Source organism: Alteribacter populi (assembly GCF_002352765.1).
GTDB classification, from domain to species: domain Bacteria; phylum Bacillota; class Bacilli; order Bacillales; family Salisediminibacteriaceae; genus Alteribacter; species Alteribacter populi.
The window spans coordinates 4,262,164-4,279,120 of record NZ_KZ293963.1; the positions used below are offsets into that span (position 1 = coordinate 4,262,164).

Sequence of the window (16,957 nt, forward strand, 5' to 3'; positions counted from 1 at the left end):
TTTGAAATCACTCCTTAATATTTGTTGTCTTTAAATGAAGACCACATTCTGTCTTTTCAAGACCAGACCACCGTCCTGCACGAAGATCTTCACCTTCCTTAACTGCAAATGTGCATGGCTCACAACCAATACTGGGGTACCCTTGATCATGCAGTGGATTGTAGGGTAAATGATGTTTTTCAATATACTGCCATACATCATCCCAGCTCCAATGAATAAGTGGACAGACTTTAATAAGCTGAAACTTCTCATCTTTATTAACAAACTCGGTATTTGCCCGAGTGGGGGACTGGTCTCGCCTTAAGCCAGACAGCCAGGCTGTACTTCCTACCAATGCTTTTTTTAATGGCTTGTTCTTACGTAAGTCGCAGCATAAGTCTGGTTGAGTTTTCCATAATTTTTCTCCATACCTTTCTTTTTGTTCATCGAGGCTTAATTCTGGTTGTACCATTTCAATTTGGAGCTGAGGATATTTTTCTTTTACGCGATCAATGACATCATAGGTTTCGCGAAAGTGAACATGAGTATCTAGAAAAACGACCCTAGCATCTTTTTTAACATGACTTATCATGTCTAAAAGAACCATACCTTCTGCTCCGAAGCTGCAAGCATAAACTAGCTTTTCATCGAAAAAATTAAAGGCCCAGCTAATAACATCTTGTGCACCTAAATAACGCATTCTGTGATTAAAAAACTGATAGTTTTTCTCTGAAAATGTATGGTAGTCTGCCTGGTTAACATTGTTGTCCATATTAGGAGTCCTCCTTTTCTCTGAAATGATCACTAATTTCGGATCGTTTGCCGTTCTATTTTCACAGAGCGATACAAACTTAGTGTTCCAATCGTAGCGATAATAATGGCAGATACTATGACAACGATATATGGGTTTGGGTGTAAAAATACATGAATCAAGCTAAACGAAATCACAAGTGATAGTACAGGAGAGACGATCCATACTTTCATAATTTTCTTTATCACATCCTTTTGCCAAATTTGAAATCCATTCTCAGAGAATCCAATTCCGATAATCCCTGAAGTAGTCGCTTGTGTTAGCGGAACCGGAACTCCAAAGATTGAAGCGATAATAACCAATCCACCTCCCGTTCCAGATACTGCTGTGCCTTGAAGGAGAGAGAAGGAGGTTATTTTCTTGCCATTTGTCTCTAAAACTCTTCCCCCTAAGAGAAAGGCTCCTAGCGCTACGAAAAGTCCTCCGATCCAACCCCCTGTAGAACCTTCCATTAACCCTGCGCCTACTAAAGGGCCTATAGCGTTTGCAACGTTATTCATCCCAGCTGAGAAAGCCTCGATGAACCCAGTAAACACTAAAACAATGGCAAGCACTTTTCCCCATTTTCCTTTGCCTTTCAATTGTGGCCATTTTTCCTCTGCCATTTTTATCACTTTCCCAAAAATAAAACACATAATAAAAGCGGTAAGAGGAACAATCAGCCAGAAAGAAATGATGAAAAGAACACTGGAAACATAAAGGGCTTGAAAGGCAACCCCTACGCCAACAACAGCTCCGATTGTCACTTCACTCGTAGATAGTGGAATACTAATGACGTTTGCTAGAAAAAGGGTCAGGCAAGAGGAGAGCAGGATGATGACGGCAACCTCCACAGAAAAAATAGTCGTTGGAATAATTCCTTTACCCACCGTTTTTACAACCTCTCCACCACCAATAACTGCACCAAGAAAGGCTCCAGTACCCGTCAGTAATAACGCAACCTTTTTTCGTTTGACAGCACCACTGCCGTATGCAGGTCCCATAGTAGCCGCAGCTCCACTTGCACCAATATTCATTGCGAAAAATAATGCAACGATAATGGCAAAATAGGATAATAGCACACCAAACACCTCCAATGATATGACGTAAATTTAAGTTTTTTTATAAAACATATCGGTTTACTTGGTTTTAAGTAAATAAAAAGACCCCTTTCAAAGAAAAGAGGTCGACTTTGTTTGTCATTAGATAAATGTCGTCGATCCCTTATCTTTCAGTATGAAAACTGATGGAAGTAGCACCTTTTGATGTGGAATCAAAGGTTGCTGAGGAGTCATAGGGCCAATTCCCTCGTCCTCTCATGATAAGAGTGAAACTGTTATAGATTATTTTGAATATTTAGAGTGTAAAGTAAATAATGGGAGGAGTCAATAGGATATCGGAAAATTATATTTATTTAGGCTGAAGGTCGGAGGGGAACGATGGTTAAGAACATTTAGTAATAAACCAGCCAATTTATAATGACTCAGTAGCTTTTATCCAGTTCATTTTTCTCAGGATAACATAGTATGAAGTGTACCTTTATGAATTGGAGGTGAGAAAATGGCATTACAATTGATGAAGCTACAAATTACCGCAACAACAACTACAGAAGTGACTCCAGAACCAGAGAAATTCTTTTTTGTGACAACAACTCAAACAGAACCTGATTCCACACTTACGATTAATCCAGATGATTTCTTCCAAGATGATGGAACTGAGGCTACTGAGTTACCAGTTCTTGAAGAAGGAAATAGTTATTACAAAGTTTATATTAATGGTGTTTTACAAATGGAAGGTCTTACTACCTATACAGCTGGAGCTCCTACAGTTGGTTCATTAGCTATCGCAGTGCCAGAGGGTGATGATCCTATTTTAGCTAATACACCGATCGTCTTAGAAGTAATGAATTACGATGCAAGTTCCGAAACTACAGTAGAGACGTAAAAGTGCAATAGTCTCCACTTTGGAGGCTATTGTATTAAGTAGTTAAAGTGACGAATTGGATTATAATAGGGACGCCCTTATGGGGAAGATCTCCCGTTTTTAATGAGAGCTCGCCTTCTTTAATATCATAAACATTCGGTGGTTGTAGCACGCCATTGATAAATACGTTTACATATGAAACAGTTTCAGGATCAAGGATCCCCTTATTTCCATAAGCCAATATCTCATCAGCGTCTGTATATAGAGATTTAGATCCATCAGAAATCGTGTTGTAATGGTAAGTTTCCCCTTGAAGCACTCGAAGGTCTTGTCTTTTCTTGAATGTTATATTGAGTTTAGTTGTGGCCTGAAACGAATCGTACACTTTTTTTGCCGAAACTAGGTGTTTCTGTTTTCTTCGCTTTTTCATGAAATCACCTTCATGTAAATACTGAAGCATCTCATTATGTATATGCCAAGGTTGTTCTGTAAGTTCAACGAAAAAAGAATTTCTGGTGCCTGACCCCCACTGCGTTAATGATGTACAGTGGTGGGGGTCAGGCACCCTTTTTTGTCTTTTCAGTCTTAACATTCGACTTTAGCGTGTGTGGCGAATGTGAAGGCAAGGGAAAAGCATTATTGAGACTTTAAAACATGCGGCGGAATCTAATGCTGCTTTACTTAGCTAATAAAAATTTCCGCACTTCCTCCATAAACAGCTCTGGTTCCTCATAATGAGGAGTATGACCGCTACCGTCAAATGTAATAATTTGACCATTAGATGCATCGTTTATAAAATTGGACGTGTGCGTTTCACATGCAACAGGATCATGTCTTCCATTAAGCATTAGCATCGGCACATGAACGTTTTTAATTTTTGGAAGGAGTGATTCAAAGATCTTTCCTTCATCACGTAGCAGGTTATAATGTATTTCTGACCTGTCGTAAAATTCCTCCCACTCATTGTCAGAGTAACAGGAATAATTCGTTGGGTTAGTCCATTCATATCGGTAAATTTCCATGCGGTTTTCCTCTAAACCTTGGCTTAGCCTCATATACCCTTCTGTAAGCTCACGTGGAGTTGCATTACTATTTCTGAACTCGATGCATTCATTAGCAAGGTCATCCTTACCGTACTTCCTAGCTATCTGAGCAGTTTTGGTAAGTAGGACACGACTTGTAACGGCGAAATCAAATGTAGCACCCTCGAAAATCAACTTGTGAATCGAATCAGGGTGGATGCTAGCGTAATGGAGAGCCAGGTATCCACCGAAAGAGTGACCAATGACTGACCACTTTTTGATATCTAATGTATTTCTTAATGTTTCACAATCTTCAACGAGATCGTCAAGCCCAAAGTCTTCTTCCGGCTTAATCGCTTCAGATCGACATACACCTCGCTGATCAATCGCAATGACTCGGAAATGTTGTGACAGTCTTTCTGCTTGATGTTGGGAAAAATCAAAGCAGCTTTCTCCTGGACCGCCGTGTAAATATAAAATGGCATGCTCGTTCTCTTTTCCAAACTCTTCAACAAATAAATCTTTACCGCGAATGTTCACTTCAATCCCTCCAATTATGATTTAATGATGATTGTCTCTCTTGCCAACCATTGGGAGGGGCTCGCGCTCGAGGAAGGACACAAAGTTAAAATTCGTGTTCTTTATAATTCATAAAAATCCTCCTTTGGGATTATATACAAATAATGGTATCATAATGATGTGAAAATTCAAACAAAAGAGCTTGTTTCATAGGTTCATATGTAAGTAAAGGAGAGACTGGAAAATGACTAAGGTTCATTTTGAGTGGGGGAAGCGTGGTACACGTGAAGCAGCTGGACGGGGAGATATTACGATTATTGTGGACGTACTAAGTTTTTCATCGACAGTCGTTTCAGCATTAGCGTGTGGGGCAGAAATTTTACCCTATCCTCCTTATTTAGACGGGATGGCCTATGCTAATAAGCAAGGAGCTGAATTGATTTTAGGTAGAGCTGAGGCTGCAAGCTTGGATAAACCGACATTGTCTCCTGTGACTTTTAATGAAGAACACAGGGGTAAAAAATATGTCCTTTGCTCGTTAAACGGAGCGGTTTGTACGTGGGTTGCCTCTCAGGTTCCGTATGTTTTTGTTGGGTCACTTCTTAACGCTTTGAGTATTGCTGATGCGGTAAATATTTTAGCTGGTAAGGAAAATGTTGGTGTGACAGTCGTGGCATGCGGCGAACAGTGGAGTGACATTCACGAGCAGGAAGATCGGCTGCGTCCATCACTTGAAGATTATTTAGGTGCAGGTGCGATCATTGCACAACTAAATGGTAGAAAGTCACCTGATGCAAAGGTTTGTGAAATAGCGTTTGAGGGTGTGAAAGGACAAGTAGAGGAACTAATCTGGAACTGTGAAAGCGGAGTGGAGTTGCGGGAAAGAGGATACGAACGTGACGTAAAGCATTGCAGTCAATTAGATATGTCAACAGTCGTTCCGCAGCTTAAGGAAGGAGTATTTGTGAGCGTTCCGGGTGCCTGACCCCCACCACGGTAATGCTTCACCGTAGTGGGGGTCAGGCACCTTCCTAGTTACTCTTCAATTCGTTGTAATATTTCGGTGCCATGTTCCTCAAGAGTACGGAGTATTTTTCCTCTTTGCTGTGCAAACTTGTCGTCAAAACCTATTGTAAAGTTTCCGTTGTCTGTGATGAAAATGTAGTGGGTATAGTAGTGACCATTTTCTTCACCAACGGGCTGAACTTGAGCGATACTTTCCCAAGGGTATTCATCTTCTGTGTAGCTTGTTAATTCATTAATATGAAAACCTTCATCGTCCACATAGTAATAATTCATGATCCCCAAAGTGCAAATAGGTATGAAAAGTAAACCGATAGGAATAAACAGCCAAGAGTGCTTAATATGTTTATTTTTTCGCTCTGAAATCGTATGAACGATAACATAGATAATCATAACAAGTGATGCCCACAGCATTCCACCTCCAAATGTATAGTAGGCCGAAGTGGGGGCTACAAGTATCCAGTTGTCTCTCGAAAAAAAGAATACATCTTGAAGAATGACGATGAAAACGAAAGGTAATATGACGCTACATAGGACCATTATAATGGTCGTTATAATAAGAATGACATTGAGTTGATCTGGATCGATCCGTTTTATACGAAGTGGATTGGACATTGCGATAACTCCTTCTTTTTAGTATCTAATCTCTTATTAGTTCTACGTACCTAGAAAAGAGGGGGTTTCATAAAATTAATAAAATTCTGATTTTTTTCCTGACCCCCACCGCGGTAATACTTCACCGCGGTGGGGGTCAGGCACCTTGTTAAAAGTCATCATTTATTCACAAATAATCACATATTGGTGTTGTAGCTTTTTGAAACTATGACTACAATTTAGGGTAGAGATCATTTTGGGGGTGGGAAGACTTTGTTACCAGAGCAACGAAAGAAACAGGTTTTATCTTGGCTTGAAACAGAAGAGCATATTCGAATTTCGGATTTAAGTGAACGGCTTGAAGTTTCTGAAATGACGGTGTACCGTGATGTACAGGCGCTTTGGGAAGCGGGTTCACTTGAAAGAACGAGTGGAGGTGTTTCAAAAAAGCTCGGACAACAGGTCGGCGTTGAATCCAACCATTGTACATATTGTAAAAAGAGGGTTCATGGTCGGCATCAAGTGCAAATCATTCATCATAACCATAGCGTAGAGAACCTATGTTGCACTCATTGCGGATTGCTTCGCTATCAGGAAGTGGACAAGCAGGTCTCTCAGTTTTTGTGTAAAGACTTTTTAAATGACTCGACTATGAGTGCCCAAATGGCTTTTTTCCTTATTGATGCAGATAATGTAATGAATTGCTGTTATCCGCAAGTCGTACCGTTCGCTATTAAAGAACACGCACTAAAATTTCAAAAAGGTTTTGGTGGTGAACTTTATCAGTTAAGTGAAGCACTCACAATAGTAAATGAGCAAATGAACATAACCAATTGCTGTAAAGATCATTAGATTAAACAAACTCTAGGAGGATAAACGTTATGAAAAAACTATTATCATTTGTTTTAGTAAGCACTCTTATGGTTGCTTGTGGACAAGACGAAGAGCAGAATCAATCTTCTGATATCCCAGAAAGCTTTGAACCTATTGAAGTAGAAGTGCAGATGGATGAAGAGGGAGAACAAGGGGAATGGGCGTTGGAAGCTCTTGTTACCCAAGAGGATCAACCGGTAAATGATGCTAATGAAGTCACTTTTGAAGTTTGGAAACAAGGTGAAAAAGAAGGCAGTGACATGATCGATCATGAGGATGTAAACGAAGGTGTTTATTCAGTATCTTATACGTTTGAAGAAGACGGGATTTTCTTTGTTACACCACACGTAACGGCAAGAGGCATGCACGTAATGCCTACCCATGAAATTGCTATTGGAAATGTGGAGGACGAAGCGACTGAAGGTGAAGATCACGAGTCGGAAGCCGGAGACCATCACCACTCTGATATCGTAGAGGTAGAAAGTAACTTAGGTGAAATTTCTCAGGATGCAGAGGTTGAGCTCACAATTAGTCAAGAAGGCGAAGCATTAGAAGATGCGCGTGTACGCCTGGAAGTCTGGCAGCATGGTGATGAAATGAGAGAATGGATCGACGCTGAAGATGAAGGTGATGGTCAGTACGCCGCATCTCATCAATTTGATGAAACTGGCGATTACCACGTCATCATTCATATTGAAAATGAAGAACTTCATGAGCATTTGGAAGAAGCATTTACGATTGAGTAGGAAGTGAAAAAATGGGGATCTAGCTATGCTAGGTCTTTTTCTTATTTTTGTCCTTACTTTAATTATTTTCTATAGGTTAACGTAAATTCCCTTATAGACATTCTTTATTGGTGTAAAATGGTAGTTAATAGTTTAATACTTTAAATTAAAAAGGAGTCTTATTTATGCTACCTTACCCTCATCCAACCTCACGAGAAGAGAAACAGAATATTATTAAACAGGTTACCAAGCAATTACATAAGAAATTAGGCTCTGATCTTTTGGCACTCGGCCTTTATGGCTCTGTGGGAAAAGGAACAGAAGGAGCCTACTCGGATATCGAAATGCACGTTTTCGTTAAAGATGGTACTCATTTTTCGAGCCATGAATTCATTTATGAGCCCTTCAAAATTGAGCTTAGTGTTCAAACAAAAACCGATATTATCAAAGAGGCACAAACTGTCGATGATGGGTGGAGTATTAAAGCTGGTGTGTTTACGGAGGTTCAAGCCCTTTACGATCCTACCGATCTTTTTACACAATTAAAGAAATTTGCTCTTAACGTACCGGATTCCGAGATACGTGAAGTAATGAAAGAGTTTATGATTTGGGAACCGTACGAAACGATGGGGAAAATTAGGAATAATTATGAACGTGGAACCTACTACTATCTTCCTTGGGGTGCAAAAGACCTTAGTTGGCAAACCGCTAAGCTCATTGGCCTTGCTAATCGAATGATTTATTCTACCAGAAGTGAAACGTTTAAAGAGGCCGTATCTGCTACCTCTAAGCCGAGTGGGTTCGAAAATCTAGCCGAATTGGTTATGAAAGGTGATCTTGCTGACCCAGAACGGGTTTACCTTAGCTGTGAAAATCTTTGGACTGGCTTGAACGATTGGTTTGACCTTTTAGGTATTGATTATCGAGTTACTGATCTACCATTTTAGAAATTGGCAAAATCGTTCATAATCATCTAAATAATGCTAAAACATTTTGTGAGCGTAACTGCTGTTGGTTATCCTCTTAAATTGAGTCGACAAAGGGCAAATGCGTAGTACACCTGGATTTGTATCCGCTACGTATTAGACGTATACTTTTTACCAGACAAAAAATTGAGGTGACCTATTTATAATGTGTGGCATTTTTGCGACAACTAAGAAAGTATCTAAACCATTAATGAATGAAGTGTTAGAAAGTATGAAGCACCGTGGACCTGACGAAGGTAAGTGTGTAGATGTTAATGCGTTTCAACTTGGCCATCGACGTCTTTCTATCGTCGGTTTAGAAGATGGCATTCAGCCGATTACAAATGCCGATGAGTCAAAGTGGCTTGTATGTAATGGTGAGATTTATAACCATCTTTCTTTAAAAGAAAATGAGCTCAAAGAGGAAACGTTCTTCACTCATTCTGATAGTGAAGCTGTTCTTAAGCTTTATGAAAAAGAAGGGGCGAAGAGCATTCAAAAACTAGATGGAATGTTTGGTTATTTTATCGCTGATGTGGAAAATAACACATTTATAGCGGGACGAGATACGTTAGGCATTAAGCCTCTTTATTATGGGATCGATGAGGACGGTCATTATTACTTTTCTTCAGAATTAAAAACATTGTATTTACTTATAGATGATGTAATGGAATTTCCCCACGGACATTATTTTACACCAGAAGAGGGGTTCGTATCGTATCGAAAAATTGAAGCTCCGAACACCGATCAATTAGAGGAAGGTTGGAGAATTCATACAGGAATAATCCAAAAGAACCTCGTTAAAGCTGTCAAAAAACGTCTCATGGCTGACGTGGAAGTTGGTGTATTGTTGAGTGGCGGCCTTGATAGTAGTTTAATCGCGGCAATTGCTAATGAATATACAGATGGACCGGTGAAATCATTCTGTGTAGGCTCTGAAGGCAGTGCGGATATTTTACGGGCGAGAGAAGTCGCTGAGTATTTAGGAACAGACCACTATGAGTATATTTATACAAATGAAGAGCTTGTAGAAGCGATGGAACACGTGATCTATCATCTTGAATCTTATGAACCATCTCTCGTACGTAGTGCGATTCCGAACTATTTTGTGTCAAAGCTAGCAGCGAGTAAGGTGAAAGTAATCTTGTCCGGTGAAGGTGCTGACGAGTTGTTTGCCGGTTATCAATACTTAAGTGACTATCAGAATACTGACAAACTTAATGAGGAAATTATCCAGATGCTAAACGTGCTGCACTCTGTGAACCTACAGCGTGCTGACAGAATGAGTATGGCTCATTCATTAGAGTTAAGAGTGCCATTTCTTGATTTAGAAGTCATTCATGAATCTCTTAAAATACCAGCTGATTTGAAGATTCATAAACAAGATCGTATGGAAAAATGGCTGCTTCGTAAATCGTTTGATGGGTGGATCCCAGAAAATGTCCTTTGGAGAACGAAAGAGGAGTTTTCAGAAGGAAGCGGTGCGTTGGATGTTCTGGAAGCATATGCGAATGAAGTGTTCTCAGACATTGAAATTGAACGGATTCAACAAGAGTCTCCGGTACACTTAAGAAGCAAACAAGAGGCGCTTTATTATCGGATTTTCAAGCTATACTTCCCACAACAATCAGCCCTCGATACTGTTGGTAAATGGGCTACTGCATAGTTCACTGAATAGTCTTGATGAAAAACGCTTGGTAAACCCTGGCGTTTTTCGCAATTAAATAACGCTTATCTAAACGAATTCACCTATGTTAAACTAGTAAAGTGTAAGTTAAATCTAAAAGAGAGAGATTGTTGTATGAGACACAGAAAACTACTTTTAATCATGCTTGTTTCTTTTTTTATCTTTGCGATCACAACATGGGTCCAGTTTACTTATGGAAGTTTTTTATTTGACGAAGTAATTATTTCTGGGGTGACGCAAGTCTCTCATCCATTTCTTATTCAAATGATGCAGTGGGTTACGCTCTTGGGTTCTGGAGAATTTATCGTTGTTATTACGCTAATAGTCACGTTAATACTGCTCTATAATAAAGACTGGTTTAACTCGATTTTTTTATGTGCCCTCACTTTTGGAGGAATCGTTTTAAACTTTTTACTTAAAGTCTTATTTCAAAGAGAGCGGCCTGGTGAGGCAAGGGAATTAGAATTATTCAGTTATTCACTTGAAATCCCTTCTTATAGTTTTCCAAGTGGACACACGATGCGTAGCGTTTTACTTATGGCATTTTTAATCTATTTGAGTTATGTTTTAATAAAGCGCAGTTCTATTCGATTTGTATGTTATTTTTTATGTACAATTGTGATCATGTTAATTGCAATGAGCAGAATTTATCTTGGACTCCATTATCCTTCTGACATTGTAGCTGCTATGAGCATTTCGTTAACGTGGTTTTGTATTTGTTTCTATTTCCTATCTAAAACAAACTTAAAAAACACCCTGACAAACACTTGAGTTTGTCAGGGTGTTTTTATTTGAAGGTAAGAATTCATAAGCGGACAGCTACCTTCACAACACTCGTCTCGAGGGGAAAGCATCCTTGATACTTTAAAACATGCGGTGGAAGCTTATACTGTTTTTAATCAAAGACCGCTATGCGGTTTCTCTTAGAGGTGAGTTACTACTTATTTGATCCAGTACGAATAGGTTCGTTTTTAACACCGTTTTTTATAAAATGTGTAAAAATCGATTAGGGGTGTGCAGATTGGATACAGCTCTGCGCAACAATATTATTTGGCTCATACATCAGCTGCAGAGCATTATGAACGGTTAAAAACAGCGAATGCTTCTAATTCACAGCGTTATTATCAGTATGCAGAACGACAATACTTTCATCGATGGCGAGCCATTTTTTACAGGCAGTATTTTAAGGCGCCAGTCGATGATTAGGTGAATAGGTAAATCAAAGTTCCGCCCATTGCACCGATGATCACAACCATCCAGGCCGGTACTTTCCAAAACACAAGTAGTCCAAACAGTCCGATCGCCAAAGCGAAATCAACAGACGTGTCGATGGCACTCGTAAAGATTGGATTATAGAATGCAGCGGCTAAAATCCCGACAACAGCAGCATTTACACCAAAAAGCGCACCTTGAATTTTCGAGTTTTTTCTCATTACATTCCAAAAGGGCAGTGTCCCTAGAATGAGAAGAAATGCTGGCAAAAAGATCGCCACAGTAGCAATAACCCCGCCGACCCATCCATTCGCGATCGTTCCTAAATAGGATGCAAATGTGAATAGCGGTCCCGGCACTGCTTGAGCGGCACCATAACCGGCAAGAAAGTCTTCGGCTCCTACTAGGCCAGTAGGTACTACTTCTCGCTCAAGTAGAGGTAAGACAACATGGCCGCCACCGAATACGAGTGCTCCTGCCCGGTAAAAGCTATCAAATAAAGCGAGCCATTCAATGGAAAAAAGTTGTCTTGCCAATGGAAGCAAGGCAAGTAACGAAAAGAACAGCACCAAGCAGATGGAAGCAAATCGGTAGCTTAAGCTGATGTTCATATCTGTAGTTTCATCTTGTTTTTTCCCTTTATAAATGAAGAGTCCGACGACTCCAGCAAGGAGAATTAAGACCACTTGACTATAAACCGTTTGCCAGAGCAGCAATAAAATGAGTGTAACAATAGCAATGGTAGCACGCGTGCGATCAGGAGCGAGCTTTTGCCCCATTCCTAGAATGGCGTGGGCAACAACCGCGACAGCGACAATTTTCAGTCCGTGAATCCAACCAGCTGGACTAACATCAAAGCCCTGTAAAAAAAAAGCAAAAATCATCAAGGCTAAAACGGAAGGAAGCGTGAAGCCGATAAACGAAACGATAGCACCGAGCAAACCGCCTCTCATTAATCCAATTCCAATACCAACCTGACTGCTTGCTGGTCCTGGAATAAATTGAGATAGGGCAACCAGGTCTGCATAGGCCTTATCATCGAGCCATTTACGCCGGTTTACATATTCATTGTGAAAATAACCTAAGTGGGCTATGGGTCCTCCAAAGGATGTAAAACCGAGGCGTGTAGAAACGGCTAAAATTTCAAGAAGATGTTTTGTTTTCATAGATACATAACTCCAACTAAGTTTTTTTAATCTTCTTTTTATTTTATCATAGAAAATTAGTTGAATTGTTAAGTTGTTGTAAAACTATAATCGGTTCCTTATAGGGGAAACTTTGCTTATTAGAAAGAGTTCCTTGACTGGTCCGTTTTTCCGCAGGAGCATTCCTGTCGGATAGGTTTTACCCCTATTGATAAAAAAAGGATCCTCCGATATGATGCAAGGTGCAAAAACAAACCAGCAATCACAAAGGAGGAACCCTTCATGAATCGTAGTAGAAATGAACGAATTAATCAAGTCAACGAAAACACTCTAGTTATTGGAATCGATATTGCAAAAAAGAATCACTATGCCTGTGCCGTCAATTTGCGCGGACGCGAATTAGCGAAAGTATGGCGCATCCACCAGTCAAAAGATGGTTTCATCCATTTTGAGCAGGCTGTTAGACAACTGATGGAGACACACAACAAATCAAATGTGCTCATCGGTTTTGAAGCAACCGGCCACTACTGGATGAACCTTGCGGCTATGCTGGAGGCTTTCGAATTCCCTTTTGTCATCGTCAATCCAATGCATGTAAAACAATCCAAGGAAATGGACGATAATTCTCAAACGAAGAACGACGCTAAAGATGCACGCGTTATAGCGAAACTTCTTCCTAACGGCTATTTTAGTATACCGCGGAAGATGACAACCGCTGAACATCACATGAGGCATGGATCCGCAATCCGGGAACGATTACGAAAAGATATCTCTTCCGTAAAAAACAGGATACAGCGATGGAAGGATCTTTACTTTCCGGAATTCAATCAAGTCTTCAGTGAATTGGGCCAACAAGCTCTTGCCGTTTTAAAGCTGACACCTCTTCCCCAGGATGTTCCACATTTGTCTGTCGAAGAGATGGTCAGGCAACAGAAGAAAGCTGGCGCCAAGTATGCTGGGAAACCCAAAATGGTGACCCTGATTGAAGTGGCTCGTCACTCTATTGGCGTAACACGCAGTCAGGAAATGTCACGGCTGGAGATTCGCAGCCTTGTTCAACAGCTGGAACTATTGGAATCACAACTTGAAGAGGTGACTTCCCAGATGGTTGAGCAGGCCCAGTCATTAGAAGAGTTTCAGTACCTCGTCTCCATTCCGGGAATCAGCGAGAACACTGTAAGCGAGTTATTGGCTGAAACAGGCTCTATGCGCAATTACAGGCATCCACGCCAACTCATTAAGCTAGCGGGACTTACGTTGCGTGAGAACAGTTCAGGTCAGCATAAAGGCACAAAGAAGATCTCTAAACGCGGAAGAAAACGACTACGAGCCTTACTTTATAAAGCGATCCTTCCGCTCATTCAGAACAATGCAAGCTTTCGTCAACTGTACATGCATTATCACTCACGGGAACAAAATCCACTGACCAAGAAAGAAGCAATGGTTGTGCTATGCAGAAAGCTGCTTCAGGTGTTCCATGGACTTAGCAAGAAACAGGCAATGTTTGACCCTGAGAGAATGTTGATAGACTCTTCCAACTATCCTCAGAACAAGGCAGCGTAAGGCTTCACAGTGCTTTAATGTACCTTTGACAACACAGGCACAGAGATTCGGCAAGACGGAGACTTTAGACGCCCAGTAAAGGGCAGTCCATGCAGGAGTAAGAGTCCGAGATCTGCGTCAGGCAAGACCCAACGAAGGAATGTAGGCACTTGATGCCAGGAGACATGGGAGGGTAAGTCACCTGATTGTAGCAGAGTTTTTCTCGTGTGAATTACACTATATATGGAAATGTATCCCACATTCCCAACGCAACGCGTAATCTCTAAATACAGTAAATGTATTTACAAGAATTATGTGGACCTTGGCAGTCGGAGGCGAGTACAAAAAAATTTTTTAGGGCCTCAAAATCCGGGCGGACCCCCGCCATATCAACTTTTCCTGAGGGAGTCTCGCAGATTCCGGCCAACTCCGTAGGGTGCTAAACAGACTGCTTCCTCCCATTTCATTTCGTTTGTTTGGTCACTTATTTAATTGGACATTTGGGGAGGTACTCCTTTTTTTCGGTCAATTTACTTCCCAATGTTCATATCGTGTCGTTTTAAACGAAAATTCACCAGAATGAATCCACTCCAGTGCCTTTATGACTAAGGGTGATGCTTGATTCGATTGGAGATTTTCAGTTTTTACCCACCTTGCACCTCTAGAATCCTGATCTTCAAATGAAACGTCCACACTCTCAGGGTCACCAAGAACCTATATCTCGTAGAAAACAGTAATATGATGCAGTCGGGTAAACGATTGCCAATCCCACGGTAAGGAAAAATCTGTTACACCTATTTGCTGCAAAATGGAACTTTTATAGCCAGTTTCTTCTTTAAGTTCACGAGTGATAGCTTCCGGCAGTGTTTCATCATCATTCAAACTCCCATCTGGAAGGTCCCAACGATTTTTATATGGCCCTTTCATTTTATCGATCACGAGAAGTTTGTCACCTTGTACACAAATACCATAAACTCCAAATGCTCTATGTATATTCAAAGTTAATACCCCTTTCTCTTCCTATTAAGATCCGCGTATTTTAAATTTGGACTGAGGTGATCGCAATGAAAAGGGTGGACATTGTATACGGACTTATTTTAAATGAAGAAAAAGATAAGGTGCTCCTCGTGAAGAATGTGGAGCATTCTACATGGACACTTCCAGGAGGAGCAGTTGAACCAGGAGAAACATTGGATGAAGCTGTTGTCCGAGAAGTGAAGGAAGAGACCGGCTTAGACGTAAAAGCTAATTATTTAGTTGCTCTGAACGAAGCATTCATGGTCAAAAACGATCATCATGCGTTGTTTATCACTTTTCAGGCTGAAGTGATTGGAGGGAAGGCGAGTGTTCAAGACCCTGGTAAAATCGAAAGACTTGAGTGGTGCACTTTCTCGAAAGCAAAAGACAGGATGCCTTACTATAAAGGGGGGATCGAAAAGCTGGTCACATCATCAGTAACCTACTTTAACCAAGGAAAGCGTACAGTGTTGTAATTTTCATCAAGCGAAAAACAACTTATACATTCCAATAATAATTAGCACTAGTGAAGGGAAGACTTTATTATTATTTGTGATATAAGGCAATCGTGCAGAGCTTCCGATGATAATTCCGGTTATAAAAAGCACAAAAAAGCTGAGAGTCACAAACAAACTCGTAATTGGGTGGACTTCTTGAACCGCGGAAATGACACCGTATCCGATGTTGTCGATATTAACGATAATAAACAAGTTTCTAACGAGGCGACCGAAGAAGAAGCCACTTTGATGCGTAAGCTGAAAAAGACCGATGCCTAGAAAAACTAGACCTGAAACTTGATTTAAAAACGTAGAGGAACCTTCAAAGCCGATGACTGACCCGATTAGATAGGTAAAAAAGAAGACAAACCCGATGCCTATAGAAAAGAGAAGAAGCTGTCCAATAGGGAAATAAATACGTTTATAACCGATTATGGCTCCCCATAGTAATCCATCAAAACCGATTAAAAGACAGAACATTAACGTAGTTAAGACCATATCCCCTCACTCACCTTCTTTAAAAGTGTATTAAGTGAGTGGAAGTTCTAGGACAAAAATAAAGAAGGTGTCTCAAGAATTGTTGGGACACCTTCTTTCAGCAAGGCGCATTTTAAAATATATTTATTAAATGCTTGTCCTGTCACGAAGAGTGTGACGTCATTTGAGTCCGAAAAAAACCTTAAAAAGCAACAAACTTATTTAGCTTTTCTGGATTGTCTTGGTTTTTCCGCTAATCTTTCTTCCATTCGTTCCTCAATCTTTGCTAGCTCTTTATTGTTTGATAGGATCTGTTCCCGGTTTTGTTCAATTAAAATGGCAATAGATTGTTTAATCATCGGAATCATCCTTTCATATTAGGAAAGTTCAAATCTTAAGTGGTGTGATCGATAACGGCTTATGAGAATGGTACATTATTCTTTTTCCTTCTAATAGAGAAATCAATTCGATAGTGATTCGTTTGTCTGTAGAAAAAAGTTTTTTCATAAACTGGGCGAGTACTTGAAGCTCCTCTGTAAGCGAGCGGTTTCCATCAACAATGACTTTGGATAATGTTACAGAAGATGGACTGTTCATGTTAAGAATTCCTTGAGACAAAGTGATAACAGAATTCTGTTCTTCGACATAGGTGCCATAGTCAGTGATAATCAAAGTATGTGGATCTGACTCTTTTGTGATTGACAGGTCATTCACTAAATAATAAAGCAAATGATCTGAGAGCTTCGCTTTTAATAGAAGAAAGGTTACATTTTGCATACGGAATCCTTTTTGAAATGAGTTGAAAAGAGAATCGATAAATCGTATAGCTTGACAAACATTCTGTTTTACCTTTGGGAGTTGATGAAATGCGAGAATGACATTTTCAATTCTTATTTGTAAATCAGACAAGACATCTTTCATCAAGGCGTGATCTGTGACGGAATTTGATATAAGATTTTTCAATGAT

20 protein-coding genes and 1 riboswitch are annotated in these 16,957 nt (G+C 40.2%); of the genes, 10 read left to right on the forward strand and 10 right to left on the reverse strand.

What is annotated here, in order from left to right:
* Positions 1 to 7: 7 nt before the first annotated feature.
* The gene (locus CDZ94_RS19700; RefSeq protein ID WP_096440079.1) at positions 8 to 751 is read right to left on the reverse strand and encodes a phosphoadenylyl-sulfate reductase; all 744 of its coding nucleotides are present in this window, start codon (positions 749 to 751) and stop codon (positions 8 to 10) included.
* Between the two features lie 32 nt (positions 752 to 783).
* Complete coding sequence (locus CDZ94_RS19705) at positions 784 to 1,851, reverse strand: sulfate permease (RefSeq protein WP_096440081.1); 1,068 nt, start codon at positions 1,849 to 1,851, stop codon at positions 784 to 786.
* 139 nt (positions 1,852 to 1,990) lie between these two features.
* Positions 1,991 to 2,097: riboswitch (SAM riboswitch) on the reverse strand.
* A gap of 232 nt (positions 2,098 to 2,329) precedes the next feature.
* On the opposite strand from CDZ94_RS19705, the gene CDZ94_RS19710 reads away from it, so the two are divergent.
* A complete protein-coding gene (locus tag CDZ94_RS19710; protein ID WP_096440083.1) occupies positions 2,330 to 2,713 on the forward strand; it encodes a DUF4183 domain-containing protein in 384 nt (127 codons plus the stop codon).
* Between the two features lie 34 nt (positions 2,714 to 2,747).
* Here CDZ94_RS19710 and CDZ94_RS19715 read toward each other — a convergent pair whose 3' ends face one another.
* Together CDZ94_RS19715 and CDZ94_RS19720 are read right to left on the reverse strand one after the other, a co-directional pair.
* Entirely contained in the window at positions 2,748 to 3,122 is a 375-nt protein-coding gene (locus CDZ94_RS19715) for a DUF4183 domain-containing protein (RefSeq protein ID WP_096440085.1), read from the reverse strand.
* Positions 3,123 to 3,369: 247 nt separating this feature from the next.
* Positions 3,370 to 4,254 (reverse strand): alpha/beta fold hydrolase, encoded by an 885-nt coding sequence (locus tag CDZ94_RS19720; RefSeq protein WP_157812029.1) that lies wholly within the window; start codon positions 4,252 to 4,254, stop codon positions 3,370 to 3,372.
* A 223-nt stretch (positions 4,255 to 4,477) separates the two neighbouring features.
* On the opposite strand from CDZ94_RS19720, the gene CDZ94_RS19725 reads away from it, so the two are divergent.
* Positions 4,478 to 5,218 carry a 2-phosphosulfolactate phosphatase gene (locus CDZ94_RS19725; RefSeq protein WP_096440090.1) on the forward strand — a complete coding sequence of 247 codons (741 nt, stop codon included), beginning with the start codon at positions 4,478 to 4,480 and terminating at the stop codon, positions 5,216 to 5,218.
* Positions 5,219 to 5,268: 50 nt separating this feature from the next.
* On the opposite strand, the gene CDZ94_RS19730 is transcribed toward CDZ94_RS19725, so the two are convergent.
* Positions 5,269 to 5,871: a hypothetical protein gene (locus CDZ94_RS19730; protein WP_096440092.1), complete on the reverse strand. Its 603-nt coding sequence runs from the start codon at positions 5,869 to 5,871 to the stop codon at positions 5,269 to 5,271.
* A gap of 252 nt (positions 5,872 to 6,123) precedes the next feature.
* Here CDZ94_RS19730 and CDZ94_RS19735 point away from each other — a divergent pair, with 252 nt between their 5' ends.
* The 6 genes from CDZ94_RS19735 (at position 6,124) to CDZ94_RS21460 (ending at position 11,306) form a co-directional block, all read left to right on the forward strand.
* Entirely contained in the window at positions 6,124 to 6,702 is a 579-nt protein-coding gene (locus tag CDZ94_RS19735) for a DeoR family transcriptional regulator (RefSeq protein ID WP_096440094.1), read from the forward strand.
* Positions 6,703 to 6,731: 29 nt separating this feature from the next.
* The gene (locus CDZ94_RS19740) at positions 6,732 to 7,469 is read left to right on the forward strand and encodes a FixH family protein (RefSeq protein ID WP_096440096.1); all 738 of its coding nucleotides are present in this window, start codon (positions 6,732 to 6,734) and stop codon (positions 7,467 to 7,469) included.
* 164 nt (positions 7,470 to 7,633) lie between these two features.
* The gene (locus CDZ94_RS19745; protein ID WP_096440098.1) at positions 7,634 to 8,395 is read left to right on the forward strand and encodes a kanamycin nucleotidyltransferase C-terminal domain-containing protein; all 762 of its coding nucleotides are present in this window, start codon (positions 7,634 to 7,636) and stop codon (positions 8,393 to 8,395) included.
* 184 nt (positions 8,396 to 8,579) lie between these two features.
* Entirely contained in the window at positions 8,580 to 10,079 is a 1,500-nt protein-coding gene (asnB, locus tag CDZ94_RS19750) for an asparagine synthase B (RefSeq protein ID WP_096440100.1), read from the forward strand.
* A gap of 135 nt (positions 10,080 to 10,214) precedes the next feature.
* Complete coding sequence (locus CDZ94_RS19755; protein WP_096440102.1) at positions 10,215 to 10,871, forward strand: phosphatase PAP2 family protein; 657 nt, start codon at positions 10,215 to 10,217, stop codon at positions 10,869 to 10,871.
* A gap of 243 nt (positions 10,872 to 11,114) precedes the next feature.
* Positions 11,115 to 11,306 carry a hypothetical protein gene (locus CDZ94_RS21460; RefSeq protein WP_157911789.1) on the forward strand — a complete coding sequence of 64 codons (192 nt, stop codon included), beginning with the start codon at positions 11,115 to 11,117 and terminating at the stop codon, positions 11,304 to 11,306.
* On the opposite strand, the gene CDZ94_RS19760 is transcribed toward CDZ94_RS21460, so the two are convergent.
* Entirely contained in the window at positions 11,303 to 12,478 is a 1,176-nt protein-coding gene (locus CDZ94_RS19760) for a chromate transporter (protein WP_096440104.1), read from the reverse strand. The genes CDZ94_RS21460 and CDZ94_RS19760 overlap by 4 nt on opposite strands.
* Positions 12,479 to 12,739: 261 nt before the next feature.
* Between CDZ94_RS19760 and CDZ94_RS19765 the strand changes: the two genes are divergently transcribed.
* On the forward strand, positions 12,740 to 14,020 hold the full coding sequence (locus CDZ94_RS19765) for an IS110 family RNA-guided transposase (RefSeq protein ID WP_096440106.1): 1,281 nt from the start codon (positions 12,740 to 12,742) through the stop codon (positions 14,018 to 14,020).
* A gap of 693 nt (positions 14,021 to 14,713) precedes the next feature.
* Here the strand turns inward: CDZ94_RS19765 and CDZ94_RS21775 are convergent.
* A complete protein-coding gene (locus CDZ94_RS21775) occupies positions 14,714 to 14,998 on the reverse strand; it encodes an NUDIX domain-containing protein (RefSeq protein ID WP_232735791.1) in 285 nt (94 codons plus the stop codon).
* 65 nt (positions 14,999 to 15,063) lie between these two features.
* Here CDZ94_RS21775 and CDZ94_RS19775 point away from each other — a divergent pair, with 65 nt between their 5' ends.
* Complete coding sequence (locus CDZ94_RS19775) at positions 15,064 to 15,492, forward strand: NUDIX hydrolase (protein ID WP_096440108.1); 429 nt, start codon at positions 15,064 to 15,066, stop codon at positions 15,490 to 15,492.
* Positions 15,493 to 15,498: 6 nt separating this feature from the next.
* Here the strand turns inward: CDZ94_RS19775 and CDZ94_RS19780 are convergent, their stop codons facing one another.
* From CDZ94_RS19780 to CDZ94_RS19785, 3 genes are all read right to left on the reverse strand, one after another.
* Positions 15,499 to 16,011: a hypothetical protein gene (locus CDZ94_RS19780; RefSeq protein ID WP_096440110.1), complete on the reverse strand. Its 513-nt coding sequence runs from the start codon at positions 16,009 to 16,011 to the stop codon at positions 15,499 to 15,501.
* A 197-nt stretch (positions 16,012 to 16,208) separates the two neighbouring features.
* On the reverse strand, positions 16,209 to 16,349 hold the full coding sequence (locus CDZ94_RS21095) for an FbpB family small basic protein (protein WP_100832108.1): 141 nt from the start codon (positions 16,347 to 16,349) through the stop codon (positions 16,209 to 16,211).
* Positions 16,350 to 16,377: 28 nt separating this feature from the next.
* Positions 16,378 to 16,953 (reverse strand): hypothetical protein, encoded by a 576-nt coding sequence (locus CDZ94_RS19785; protein ID WP_096440112.1) that lies wholly within the window; start codon positions 16,951 to 16,953, stop codon positions 16,378 to 16,380.
* Between the last annotated feature and the right edge of the window lie 4 nt (positions 16,954 to 16,957).

Coding starts and splice junctions, on each gene's coding strand:
- CDZ94_RS19700 (WP_096440079.1), bottom strand. CDS start 751: ATGGACAACAATGTTAACCAGGCAGACTACCATACATTTTCAGAGAAA.
- CDZ94_RS19710 (WP_096440083.1), top strand. CDS start 2,330: ATGGCATTACAATTGATGAAGCTACAAATTACCGCAACAACAACTACA.
- CDZ94_RS19715 (WP_096440085.1), bottom strand. CDS start 3,122: ATGAAAAAGCGAAGAAAACAGAAACACCTAGTTTCGGCAAAAAAAGTG.
- CDZ94_RS19725 (WP_096440090.1), top strand. CDS start 4,478: ATGACTAAGGTTCATTTTGAGTGGGGGAAGCGTGGTACACGTGAAGCA.
- CDZ94_RS19730 (WP_096440092.1), bottom strand. CDS start 5,871: ATGTCCAATCCACTTCGTATAAAACGGATCGATCCAGATCAACTCAAT.
- CDZ94_RS19740 (WP_096440096.1), top strand. CDS start 6,732: ATGAAAAAACTATTATCATTTGTTTTAGTAAGCACTCTTATGGTTGCT.
- CDZ94_RS19745 (WP_096440098.1), top strand. CDS start 7,634: ATGCTACCTTACCCTCATCCAACCTCACGAGAAGAGAAACAGAATATT.
- asnB (WP_096440100.1), top strand. CDS start 8,580: ATGTGTGGCATTTTTGCGACAACTAAGAAAGTATCTAAACCATTAATG.
- CDZ94_RS19755 (WP_096440102.1), top strand. CDS start 10,215: ATGAGACACAGAAAACTACTTTTAATCATGCTTGTTTCTTTTTTTATC.
- CDZ94_RS19760 (WP_096440104.1), bottom strand. CDS start 12,478: ATGAAAACAAAACATCTTCTTGAAATTTTAGCCGTTTCTACACGCCTC.
- CDZ94_RS19765 (WP_096440106.1), top strand. CDS start 12,740: ATGAATCGTAGTAGAAATGAACGAATTAATCAAGTCAACGAAAACACT.
- CDZ94_RS19775 (WP_096440108.1), top strand. CDS start 15,064: ATGAAAAGGGTGGACATTGTATACGGACTTATTTTAAATGAAGAAAAA.
- CDZ94_RS19780 (WP_096440110.1), bottom strand. CDS start 16,011: ATGGTCTTAACTACGTTAATGTTCTGTCTTTTAATCGGTTTTGATGGA.
- CDZ94_RS21095 (WP_100832108.1), bottom strand. CDS start 16,349: ATGATTAAACAATCTATTGCCATTTTAATTGAACAAAACCGGGAACAG.